The sequence below is a fragment of the Peribacillus sp. R9-11 genome, assembly GCF_031345095.1.
Lineage (GTDB): Bacteria > Bacillota > Bacilli > Bacillales > DSM-1321 > Peribacillus > Peribacillus butanolivorans.
Map to the genome: position 1 here is coordinate 5,392,540 of NZ_CP133763.1, position 12,204 is coordinate 5,404,743.

Sequence of the window (12,204 nt, forward strand, 5' to 3'; positions counted from 1 at the left end):
ATTCGCTTCTAGTTGTTGCGCTTAAGATTACAATGCATCTTATAAATTTGTTGCTAACAACTCGCCATTACTCGAAACAAGAATGTTATTGTTCCCCTACTGGTTGTACCTATAACTTAATCACCCCTTTCTAAAATAGATTTAACCGCAAACCTAACAGTATCAAAATAAAAAAATTAATGAATATGTACTGACACATTTTCGAGTACCAAAATAACTAAAAGATACTATATAATAGATATTTAAGAATTTAACTTCCTTTTGTAATTTATTGGAATATTGTGCTTTTTCCTTGTCCTAACAGGTTTAAAAATTGTTAAACTCATGAATAGTTATCTAATAAACTAATTATTTATTAATATTGTAAAAATTTTGTGGTTTATTTGTAAAAATTTTGCGTTATAATTAGATAGTGAAGCATTATTAAAACACAAACACTTCATATTCATATATATAATGCGTCCAATTGTTCGCCTTTATGCTTCTCATTAAAATATCCTACTTCGACCTTTTCTTAATAAATATAAATAAATATACTTGTACAGGAGGAATAAAGATGAAGAAAGTAATCACGTACGGTACCTTTGATTTGCTTCATTGGGGCCATATCAATCTATTAAAACGCGCTAAGGACCTAGGAGATTATCTAATCGTTGCTATTTCAACGGATGAATTTAATGCTCTAAAAGATAAAAAAGCTTATCATAGCTTTGAAAACAGAAAAATGATTCTTGAATCCATTCGCTACGTGGATGAAGTTATACCGGAAGACAATTGGGCACAAAAAAGAGAAGATATCGTTCGTGAAGGTGTAGATATTTTTGTCATGGGAGATGACTGGAAAGGCCAATTCGATGAACTGGCTGAAGTTTGTGAAGTTGTATACCTGCCAAGAACAATCGGCATCTCTACTTCTCAAATTAAAGATGACCTTTTACAAGTTACAAATGGCTAAAGAATTCGCGATAGGGATTTATTTATTTTGCTTCAAAGTGATATTCTCTATCTTTAAACTATTTCCATTAACTGATAAAACAACCTTTGTCACATCCTTCGGGGACAATTGTCAGTACATTGCAGATGAAATGGACAAGCAGAACCTTGCTGTACAAAAAGTATTTTTAATGAAATCGAGCAGTCATATACAAGTGAAGGACGATGGAAAAACCATCGTCCTTCCGTTTGAAACGAAAAATATAATCGCCATGATTCGGTCGATTTATCACCTGGCTACTTCCAAAGTAATTATCATTGATAATTACTTTGGTTTTCTTTCAACCACTACATTTAAAAAGACAGTGACTTGTGTTCAAGTATGGCATGCGGCCGGTGCCATTAAGCAATTCGGGTCGAAGGATCCTTCGATTAAAAGTCGTTCTGCCGGTGCAAGAAAAAGATTTTTGGAGGTATATCAAAAATTTGATTATGTCACAATAGGTTCCGAGAAAATGGCAGAAATTTTTCAGGAAAGTTTTCAATTACCGAAATCCCATATTCTTAGAACTGGGATACCTCGGACTGATTTCTTCTTTAATGATGAATCTAAAAAAACTTCACGTAGAGCGTTGTTAGCCATGTTTCCTGAGCTCGAGCATAAAAAAATCATGTTATATGCCCCCACATTTCGAAATGATGGCTTAAACACCGGAGAAATTGCACTCGATTTAGAATTACTCTACAAAGAACTGCAAAGCGAAAATTACGCGTTATTGTTGAAACTGCATCCGGCTGTAAAAGCAGAACATGATTTACAACATAAATTTCCCGGATTCGTATATCCAGTCCATAGTGATTTTCATGTGAACCAACTGCTAATTAGCACGGATCTTTTAATAACGGATTACTCTTCGATTCCATTTGAATTTTCTTATTTAGAAAAACCAATGATTTTCTTTGCTTATGACTTGGAAAAGTACGAGAAAGAGCGCGGATTTTGGGAGGATTATTCCTCTTCCATGCCCGGACCGGTCGTATCTACCAATGAAGAGCTCATTAAAAAAATCCGGAACGCTGATTATTCTATAGAAAAAATTGAGCCCTTTAAGCAAAAGTGGAATCAATACTCCACTGGAAATTCAAGTGAAAAGTTAGTAGATTTTCTCTTTCACAATTCAAAATAAGAGAATCATTAGATAAATTCTGATTTTCGATAAAAATAGAGCAACCACTCCGTAAAACACGGAGTGGTTTTTTTATGTAATAAACCATCGACAATCAGTTCAAATAAACAAACATTTAAAAAAGGAACGAAATTATGGTTGTAGCAAGTTCTATAGAAGAAAATAATTCTGCTAATTTGTTCAATTGGTATAAGATCCAAATTTCAGGATCAACCGCCATTTGGTATGTCGCTTTTTCCAATAAACGAAAGAAAGGATACCGTCCAGGAACCCTTTTTTCGTTTTTATTTATTTATAATTGTAGATCATCATATACGCACAAATCTTCAATATCTGCAAAATGTGAAAAAAGACTCATAAAATAGAAAATATTGTAGATTACAATACTCAAATCCCACCAGTATAAACCAGTAAAATACTACTATCTTCCCCTTGTAACAAAAATGTAATATAATTTTTACCAATTAATTTGATAGAATAGGGAAAAAGACATATTTGAGGTGGAAAACCGTGAAAAAGAGTGTTGTCGCATTTTCGACATTAGCTATTCTATCATCGACGTTTGTTTCTCCTGCCCTTGCCAGTACCTATACAGTTAAAAGCGGCGATACCTTAAGCAAGATCGCTCAAAATCATAATACTACGGTGAAGGACTTAAAACTTCTTAATAACTTAAAAACAGACCTATTGAAGATTAATCAAAAATTAATTACACCCAACTCCAAAACAACAACAACCACAACAGCAAAGTCTGCTTCAGTTTCCGTAGAAAAAACAAAGAAAACCACTTATACCATTGTTTCTGGAGATACTTTAACTAGAATAGCAAACAAACATAACCTTACACTTGCTGAGTTAAAGAAGTTAAATAACCTAAAATCCGATAGAATTTATGCAGGTGCTAAACTTATCGTATCTAGTTCCACTACTTCAACTACTATTGATTTACCTAGCAGTTCCAAACCATCAAATGTTACATCGCCCCCAAAAATATCGGGTACATACGTTGTGGTAAAAGGTGACACACTTTCAAAAATTTCAAAAAAGACTAACTTAACTGTGGCTGAACTTAAATCAATAAACTCGTTAAAGTCCGATCTAATCAGAATAGGCCAGAAACTAAAACTAGTTAAATCAGCCAATACAGACTCTACAGATCAAAACAATGAAAAAGTAGATACACCACACTCCGGTAATAAGGTAGACACACTCGTTTCTGAAGCAAAAAAATTAATTGGTTCCCCTTATTCGTGGGCTGGCGCTTCCCCCTCAGGTTTCGACTGCAGCGGATTTATTTACTATACGTTTAAAAAAGCTGGTTATAAAGTTTCGAGGCTTTCCTCTTCCACTTATTATGATATGGGAAAAAAAGTTACTTCACCGAAGTCTGGTGATCTTATCTTTTTTGCAACTGGTTCGAATAGAGCAGTCGTTAGTCATATGGGTATTTACCTAGGAGATGGACAGTTCATTCATGCCTCTTCAAGTAAGGGAATAGAAATCAATACCGTTTCAAACTCTTACTTCAAAAGTAGAATCATTGGTTATAGAAGTTTATAGTGTTTTTTACCAGACTCCATTTTAAGAGTCTGGTAATTTTATGCAAAAATATGTACTTTCTATATTAATCTATGGTTATTATTATCTCGAAATGGGGCATAGCATGTTAAAATTTCGTATTTTTTTATTTTCTTTCGTCATCCTCTGCGGGTCTTTATCACTTTTCACAGAATCTACTTTTGCACAATCATCGATTGTAAATCCGAATCAAACATACTCTACCGCTAAGATGCTAAACGATATTAAGAAGCTCGAACAAGCTTATCCCGGTATCATCAAAAAAGAAGTTATTGGAAAATCTGAATACGGGCGGAATATATATGCTGTTTCTCTTGGAAAAGGGGATTCTACTGTTTTCATTAATGGATCTCACCATGCCCGTGAATGGATTACTACCAATCTCACGATGAATATGATAGACAAATATTCAGCTGCCTATAAAAGCGGCACCAAAATCAACGGCTATGATGTCAAAAAGCTCCTTAATAATACAACCATTTGGTTTATACCAATGGTCAATCCGGATGGAGTAACCTTGCAACAATTTGGTCTGAAATACTTCCCTGCAAAAGACCATTCAAAAATCATTAAAATGAATAATGGCAGCAAAAACTTTAAACGTTGGAAAGCAAATGCAAAGGGAGTAGATTTAAACAGACAATATGATGCAAATTGGAAGAATCTCGAAAGTCCTAAAGCACCCTCATATAAAAATTACAAGGGCGCTAAAGTGGCGACAGCGTCCGAAACTAAAGCCGTACTTTCATTTGTTGAAAAAATCGATCCAGAAATGACGATTTCCTACCATTCAAGCGGGCAAATTATTTTCTGGAAGTATCAGCAAACAGGGAGCCGGTATACTCAGGATTATAAGTATGCCAGTAAATTAAGTAAAATAACCGGCTACAGCCTTGTTAAACCAAGATCGACCGGAGGCGGTTTTGGTGATTGGTTTAACAAAGTAGAAAAGAAACCAGCCTTCACCATTGAAGTTTCTCCAGCTGTTGGGGAAACTAATGTACCTCTTAAACATTATTCTAAAATTTGGAGTCAAAACGCAAGCATTGGTCTTTATACAGCACAAGAAGGCTACAAGCTATTTGATACTCGCAATACTGCAGCCAGTGATAAAGTAACGAAGAATATTAAAACGTACAATAATACAGCGGCTAAGTTGAAAAACTATTACTCTCAAAACAAATTGACGGTTACGAGCACCCATAAGACACTATATGACAAAACGGTTAAAGAAATAAAAAAACAAGAGAAAGCAATTGCCAAGCTTCCAGCGAAATATCGGACAAAACCAAATGCGGCATTAAAAACGACCAAAACCTATCGTGATTACTCCCTAGCCTACATGAATGGAATTAAGGCAGGAGACGATCTCGTCTCAGCTAACAAGAAGCTTACCGGTTATTTAACTGCAGGAACTTTAAACGATACAGCGCTTACTCTCTATAATAATTCGATAAGTCAGATAACAATAGTTGAAAGTAAAATCAAGAAAATGTACAGTAAAGATGTCCAAAAACTTGCCACTGCCAAATATGTCACCCCAGCTAAAACTAGCAATAAAAACATAGGCTATGACTTAGCCAGATATGAGCTATTATTAAAAATGAAAAATGATTTAAAAAATGGAAAATATGATGAAGTTAAAGCTAATATTTCAAATTATGAAAAATTATTTTCGACTTACTCTTACAAAAACACAGAGATTCAATTATCGAACATGCTGCAAGCCATTAAAGATGAGATCCTGCAGCTAGAACCAGAAGAGCCTGAACAACCTGAACCACCAATTGAAGAACCAGGAGAACCAGGAGATTCAGATACAGCTCCTGAAGCTATAGAGGGCGACTCAGCCGCCCACTAATATTCCACTAACAGGAAATCGAAGGAATCTTGTTACTAGGACTCCTTCGATTTTTTGAATGGAAATAGGTAAAAATACACTGTAAGTACAAAAAGAAACTATTCTATTCTTAACAAAAAACAGGTATAGTTAAACATACCAACTAGGTACTTTTTCATACTTTTCCATTTTAGTGGAATGGTTCAGGGAGGAATTAAGATGAGATCCGAACATAAAAAAAAGAAAAAGAAACGAAAAACGTTTAAAATAATAGGGTTTACCCTTCTTATCCTTTTCATCGGTGGTGGCGCTTATGCGGCCTCTGTTTATCAATCCTTGGCAGGTGCAATTCATACTATGCAGGGTGCGGCGCATAAAACGGACAAACGTGTAGATGATATCAAATTTAAAAGTCAGGACCCTTTTTCACTGCTTATACTTGGAGTAGATGAAAGAAAAAATGACAAAGGCCGTTCAGATACGATGATTGTTATGACCATTAACCCTAAACAAGAATCCATCGAATTATTGAGTTTGCCCCGTGATACACGTACAGAAATAATCGGTAAAGGTACGAATGATAAAATGAACCATGCCTATGCATATGGTGGCGTGAATATGTCGATAAACACAGTGGAAGCCTATTTAGATATTCCGATTGATTATTACGTCAAAATGAATATGGAAGGCTTTCAGGATATTGTAAATGCTGTGGGTGGCGTCACGGTAGATAATGATATGGACCTTGCCTATAAAGGATATAGCTTTAAAAAAGGCACTATAGACTTGGATGGTAAAGAGGCTTTAATTTATTCCCGAATCCGTAAAGAAGATCCCCGCGGTGATTATGGTCGCCAAATGAGGCAACGTCAAGTTATACAAGCCGTCATGAAAAAAGGAGCAAGCCTATCCACACTTACCAATTATGACGATATATTTGAAGCCCTTGGTAAGAACGTTGAAACCAATTTAAGTTTCAATGAAATGTTAAGTATTCAAAAAAACTACAAATCGTCACTTAAAAATATTGAACAATATACACTTGAAGGTGACAATCAAAAAGTCGATGGAGTTTGGTATAACATTGTTTCCGAGAAAACAAAACTTGAAGCCCAAAACCGTGTAAAAACACATCTTGGATTATAAAGAAAGAGGATGGCTATTATTAGTCATCCTCTTTTTCTGATATTAAAAAACGCTTTAAATCAAGGTTTACTTTATTAATCAATCGTTTGATTAAAATAATCGGAACGGATAACTTGGTCACTCATATCCACATCTTTTTGGTCTTCCGGTAAAAACTCTTCTACTCTCCCCTTTCCATTTATTTTCATTTGGGCACCATAATCCCCTTTTAATATCAGAGCTTCTCCCTCTTCACCATTAAGCATGGTCTCTCCAAAGAAAGAAGAGCTTTGAATGCCAAGCAAATCATATAATGTTGGTAAAATATCGACTTGCCCGGCCACCTTATCAATCGTACGCCCTTGAATATCCTCCTGATAAATAATCACTGGAATGGGCATATACTTTTCGATCCATTCTTCATCGCTAATTTTAATTCCGTAGTACCCTTCAACTTCATGTTTATCTTTTACAAATAGGCCATCATGATCTCCGTAAATAACAATCACGCTGTCCTTCAATTTTCCATTTTCCTTCAAATTCTTTACAAATTCCTCTATGGCCGAGTCTGTATAATGTAACGCTTCATAATATTTCGTAAGGTAGCTTCCCTCTTTTCCTACTTCAGGTTTCAATGTTATCTGATCCGCTGGTAGCGAAAACGGTACATGACTCGTCAATGTCACGAAAAAAGCGTAATAGGGATTTTGTTTATCTTTTAAATAATCATAGCCTTGTTTAAAAAAACTACGATCACTCAAGCCCATCGATATAATCTCATCCTGCTGCATATCCTCAATGGAGATATAGTCATCAAAACCTAGAGCAGGATATGCATGCTGCCGGTTCCAAAAGTTTTCTTCATCACCATGGAAAGCATAGCTTTGGTAATCTATCTTCTTTAATTCTTTAGCAAGGCTCGGAAAATCGTTGTAAGGAAATCGGAAAAAGGTCGCCCCTTGCTTTAAAGGATATAACCCAGTATTCACAATCAACTCACCGTCTGATGAGTTTCCAAATACCGTCTGTGGATATACATGTGGGAAGAATAAACCGTCTTTTGCTAGTTTATTCATAAATGGCGTGACTTCTTGTCCTGAACTCTTTTGGAATAACGGAAAGGCCTGTAATGATTCTACTTGGATGATGATGACATTCTTACCTGCTAATGAGCCAAAATATGTACTATCCTGCTTGTTCTTTTTATCGAAGTAATTAGAAACGGCTCTCTTTTCTTCTGAAGACATTTCATTCTTTCCCGAATCAACAAAGAAGGCATACGTATCCAATACATGATGACCAATTGGACCCCAACTTCGCAAAAAGGTATTCGCCTCATAACGTCGAGTTATATCCACCTGATCGATAAAAATATTTTTTACTGGCTTCAGCCCTGCTATCATCAGAAATAATACAGCCGGTACAAGTGCCATAGCTTTGAGCGGGTATATTTTCTTTACAAATGATTCAGCAATTGGAACGCCCACCAGTAGAAAGACAGCGTCCTTCACTTCCACCATACTGAATATGCTTTCACCAAGCCCATTTAGATTGCTTTTTTGCATCCACATATAGGAAGTGATAGGTGTTGAATAGTAACGGTAAAACCATATATCACCAAGAAAAAAGGCCATTATAGTAAGAAGAAAGACTGTAAAAATAGTACCCTTTATGAATCTTTTCGTTATCCATTCCTTAAGATAGACCAAAAATCCAGCGACACCGAGAATAATTGTAAATATACCGATAGAAAGATTATTATCCATCTTTTCATTCGTATAAATAAAAAGTATGGCCACGATGGATATAGATAAGACCTCCAATAGTCTCTCCTTCAATCGCCGGTTGTTATGCTTCATGCTACCGCCACTTTCCTCTTCATTATTTCCAAGCTCTTTAAGAAGTCCGCTTACATAAGATTACTTATAGATATTACTTATCGTTACCATTTATGAGAAAATACACACGTGATATAGTTAGAATATTATGAAATTAAATCTTGGTTTTCAATTTATCGAAAAGTAAGTAACCCATCTTCTTTACCATTTAATTATCGTACTATAGTAAAGATTGACGGAAATCAAAGTCAAAAATATCCTGTTTTTTCTTGACTCCAATAAATAACTCCTAGTCCGATTATTAATAAACTCATAAAATAATAATGACTTCATTTCTCATACACAAAAAGCCCTCATCACAGATGAGGGCTTTTCAACTTCACTATTTAGAACTTGGTGGGTATACTTTCCAACGTGTCAAATCGGGATTTTTCTTTGTTACTAGTTCACCCGGAAAAATAAACGTCCATGGCTTGCTTGTATTCGCCTTCACTTCAAAGTCTGTAAGAGAAAAACCACCTTGGCAAACCTGGTCTCCATCTGCATCCTCTACAATCAATGGTAGCTTTTCAATTTTAATCTGTTTGTCACTGCCATTACGAACCAAAACGGTGACTGCTAATTGATTATTTTCTTTCAAAGTAGCTTCTAGTCCCATAAAATTAACTTCACCTTGATTAATCTTTGGCAGTCCGGCAACAAGCCGCTGTAAACTCTCTCGTTGAGCTTCGGAAAGCTGTTCTATCCAGATCGGTGCCAAATCCAATGCATGCTCCATAGATTCCTGATTCTTTAGTTCAAATGCTATCTTCCAACCTTTGTCTGGTATCGACTCCACTAGAATATCTTCCTCTTCAAACATAAAGCTCCACGGCATACATGAAAGGGCTGGTATTTCTCCCATTTCCGTCAAATCGAAGGACTTCTTCGCCAGAACTTGTCCATTTTCATCCAGCAACAATAAATCCACTAATTCAAAGCTTACAGCCTTATCTAATGTATTACGAATAAAAGCCATAATTATTACATCTTCTTCAAACCTTGATAACCGAACTTCTGAGATAGAAATTTGATTCGGTTTTAACAAAGACAACTGTTGATGATGAAACTGAAGTACATATCTTTCCTGTTTGGAAAAATCCGCTTCCTCATGAAAAACCAAGGAAGTATTAATTGCAGCATCAACAGCTGATACGGAATCTTCCATTGTTACCGTGTTACTCTGCACTGCTTCTTTTATCTTCTCACCTCTTCCAAATAGGCCCATTACTTCTCATCCTCCTTTTCATCAAGTTCTTCCTCTTCATCATCCAATTGGTTTTTATAAAATTCCATAAAGTTTGTACAGATGCCTGACTCAATTTCGACTAATAGCTGCTCAAATTGATCAAGTGTTTCTTTTTCAAACAACATATAAGGGTCCTGTTGACCGTAGGCATTTAAACCAATGCCTTCCTTCACTCTATTCATTTCACCTAAATGGCTTATCCAGTTCATATCTATTTGTTGTAGCATAAAGGCGCGAAGCTGGCTTACCCAATCAACATTGTCCTGAAATGTTAAGATCATGGGTTTTATCTCGTCAAATGAAGCCAGTGCTTTAGCTTTCACTTCAGACCCATCTAAATTTTGCACGTCAATTTCCTGCCAATCTAATGCAAAAAATACAAGGGAGAGCTCTTCAATAAAAGCCTTTGAATTTGGTTGTTCCGTATATTCAGGATAATATTTCAAAACGAGTTGACGGATGTATTTCTCAATATATTCAAAAATAATGGTGAACATTTGGTCAGGATTGAGATTCAAGATTCTATCTCTCATCGAATAAATAATTTTACTTTGCTCATTTAATGCATGTTCTAATTTCAATAAGTGGTTACGGCTTGATTGATACATCTGCTGAATCGTTTCCTGCACCTTTTTTGTAAATTTTTCCGGAGCGGGACCTACCACCATACCATTTACATCCGTTTTGACTTTCTTCATATATCGTTCAATTTCTTCTTCATCATAGTAATCAAACAATTCATCTTCCAGGGAAATGATAAATTGTGTAGAGCCTTGGTCCCCTTGTCGTCCGGACCGTCCACGAAGCTGCATATCAATCCGATTGCTTTCGTGACGCTCCGTCCCGATAATATGAAGACCACCTAATTCCTTAACTTCTTCATCAAGTAAAATATCCGTTCCTCTTCCAGCCATGTTCGTAGCAAGCATAACTTGATTTTTTTTCCCGGCATTGGCGATAATACCTGCTTCGCCTTCTTCCGTTTTTGCATTAAGGATCTGATGTTGAATTCTTTCCCTCTCTAAATGAATAGACAGTGCTTCCAATTTTTCAATGGAAGTCGTACCTATTAGAATTGGCCTTCCTTCTCCATGAATTCGTTTTACTTCCGAAACAATTTTATTGATTTTACTTATTTCATCTTTAAAAATTAAATCCGGTTCATCACAACGCTGAATAGGCTTATTCGTTGGAATTTCAATAACAGGCAGCTGATATGTTTCCCAAAATTCTGACTTTGAAGGCATAGCACTTCCAGTCATCCCTGAAAGCGAGTTATATAAACGGAAATAATTTTGGATGGTAATTGTAGCCTGTGTTTCGTTCTCTTCAGAAATTTCCAAGCCTTCTTTTGCTTCAATTGCCTGCTGAAGCCCTTCACTAAAACTACGTTCTTCCATCACCCTGCCTGTGAATTTATCGATCAAAGAAATCTCTCCATCCTTGACGATATAGTCCACATCTAATTTCATAATGGCATGAGCTTTAAGTGCCTGTGACACATTATGCAATAACTCCTGATGCTCTAAGTCATACAAATTATTGACCCCAAATGCCTTTTCAATCCTGGCCGCACCTTGATCTGTTAAAAAGGTCGCTTTAGATTCGTTAGAAATCTCATAATCTTCATCCTCATTTAATGTCTTCATGATCTGTGATGTAATATGAAAAAGCTCTGCCCCATCACTTGATTTTCCAGCAATGATTAAAGGCGTTCTTGCTTCATCAATCAAGATGCTATCAATTTCATCGACAATCGCAAATTGGTGGCCCTTTTGCACCTTTTCCTCTTTTCGAAAAACCATATTATCACGCAGGTAATCAAAACCGAATTCCGTTCCCGTTCCATATGTAATATCTGCTGCATAAGCTTCACGCTTTGCTGAGGGCTGCATTTTAGAAATATTCAAGCCAACCGACAAGCCAAGAAATTCATGAACCTGGCCCATTAATTCTTTATCTCTGCATGCCAGATACTCATTCGCCGTGATAATATGAACACCTTTTCCCTCCAATGAGTGTAAATAGCTAGGTAAGGCTGCAACAAGTGTTTTTCCCTCACCTGTGTTCATTTGAGCTATGGCTCCCTCATTTAAGACAAAACCTCCTATAAGCTGAACATCATAGTGCCGAAGTCCCAATACACGTCTGGTTGCTTCCCGCACCACAGCAAAGGCATCAACTTGTATATCCATCAAGGTTTTACCAGAAGCAAGGAGACTTTTAAATGTATCCTTCATGCCTCTCAATTCATTATCTGAATATTTTTTATATTTAATCTCTAATTGATTCACATTATCTACAAGCTTATAAATTCTTTTTAAGTCTTTAGAACTCTCATTAAATATCTTCTTCATACTAGTTAACATAGGATTTTCTCTCCTATAATATCAATTGTACAACTAGTTAAATTAT

The 12,204-nt window shown here is 36.0% G+C and carries 8 protein-coding genes; 5 read left to right on the forward strand and 3 right to left on the reverse strand.

The genetic code is table 11. From position 1 onward, the window contains the following. The first annotated feature begins 556 nt into the window (after positions 1–556). The 5 genes from tagD to RE409_RS26285 all read left to right on the forward strand — a co-directional run bounded on the left by tagD (position 557) and on the right by RE409_RS26285 (position 6,684). Positions 557–955, forward strand: coding sequence for a glycerol-3-phosphate cytidylyltransferase (gene tagD, locus RE409_RS26265; protein ID WP_201187419.1), 399 nt, complete (start codon positions 557–559; stop codon positions 953–955). Beyond that, the gene (locus RE409_RS26270; RefSeq protein WP_201187420.1) at positions 948–2,120 is read left to right on the forward strand and encodes a CDP-glycerol glycerophosphotransferase family protein; all 1,173 of its coding nucleotides are present in this window, start codon (positions 948–950) and stop codon (positions 2,118–2,120) included. The genes tagD and RE409_RS26270 overlap by 8 nt, the downstream gene beginning before the upstream one ends. Before the next feature lie 510 nt (positions 2,121–2,630). Continuing rightward, positions 2,631–3,680, forward strand: a complete 1,050-nt coding sequence (locus RE409_RS26275; RefSeq protein WP_201187422.1) for a C40 family peptidase — start codon at positions 2,631–2,633, stop codon at positions 3,678–3,680. A 103-nt stretch (positions 3,681–3,783) separates the two neighbouring features. Beyond that, complete coding sequence (locus RE409_RS26280; RefSeq protein WP_309558293.1) at positions 3,784–5,559, forward strand: M14 family zinc carboxypeptidase; 1,776 nt, start codon at positions 3,784–3,786, stop codon at positions 5,557–5,559. 198 nt (positions 5,560–5,757) lie between these two features. Continuing rightward, on the forward strand, positions 5,758–6,684 hold the full coding sequence (locus RE409_RS26285) for an LCP family glycopolymer transferase (protein WP_201222635.1): 927 nt from the start codon (positions 5,758–5,760) through the stop codon (positions 6,682–6,684). Positions 6,685–6,758: 74 nt separating this feature from the next. Here the strand turns inward: RE409_RS26285 and RE409_RS26290 are convergent, their stop codons facing one another. The 3 genes from RE409_RS26290 to secA all read right to left on the reverse strand — a co-directional run bounded on the left by RE409_RS26290 (position 6,759) and on the right by secA (position 12,158). Next, positions 6,759–8,522, reverse strand: coding sequence for an LTA synthase family protein (locus RE409_RS26290; protein WP_309558294.1), 1,764 nt, complete (start codon positions 8,520–8,522; stop codon positions 6,759–6,761). Positions 8,523–8,883: 361 nt separating this feature from the next. After that, entirely contained in the window at positions 8,884–9,768 is an 885-nt protein-coding gene (locus RE409_RS26295; protein WP_309558295.1) for an accessory Sec system S-layer assembly protein, read from the reverse strand. Further along, positions 9,768–12,158, reverse strand: coding sequence for a preprotein translocase subunit SecA (secA, locus tag RE409_RS26300; RefSeq protein ID WP_309558296.1), 2,391 nt, complete (start codon positions 12,156–12,158; stop codon positions 9,768–9,770). Before secA ends, RE409_RS26295 begins: the two co-directional genes overlap by 1 nt. Between the last annotated feature and the right edge of the window lie 46 nt (positions 12,159–12,204).

What these genes read in the sequence shown, in the direction of transcription:
- RE409_RS26285 (WP_201222635.1), top strand. Translation starts at nt 5,758, where the DNA reads ATGAGATCCGAACATAAAAAAAAGAAAAAGAAACGAAAAACGTTTAAA.
- RE409_RS26280 (WP_309558293.1), top strand. Translation starts at nt 3,784, where the DNA reads ATGTTAAAATTTCGTATTTTTTTATTTTCTTTCGTCATCCTCTGCGGG.
- RE409_RS26295 (WP_309558295.1), bottom strand. Translation starts at nt 9,768, where the DNA reads ATGGGCCTATTTGGAAGAGGTGAGAAGATAAAAGAAGCAGTGCAGAGT.
- tagD (WP_201187419.1), top strand. Translation starts at nt 557, where the DNA reads ATGAAGAAAGTAATCACGTACGGTACCTTTGATTTGCTTCATTGGGGC.
- RE409_RS26270 (WP_201187420.1), top strand. Translation starts at nt 948, where the DNA reads ATGGCTAAAGAATTCGCGATAGGGATTTATTTATTTTGCTTCAAAGTG.
- RE409_RS26290 (WP_309558294.1), bottom strand. Translation starts at nt 8,522, where the DNA reads ATGAAGCATAACAACCGGCGATTGAAGGAGAGACTATTGGAGGTCTTA.
- secA (WP_309558296.1), bottom strand. Translation starts at nt 12,158, where the DNA reads ATGTTAACTAGTATGAAGAAGATATTTAATGAGAGTTCTAAAGACTTA.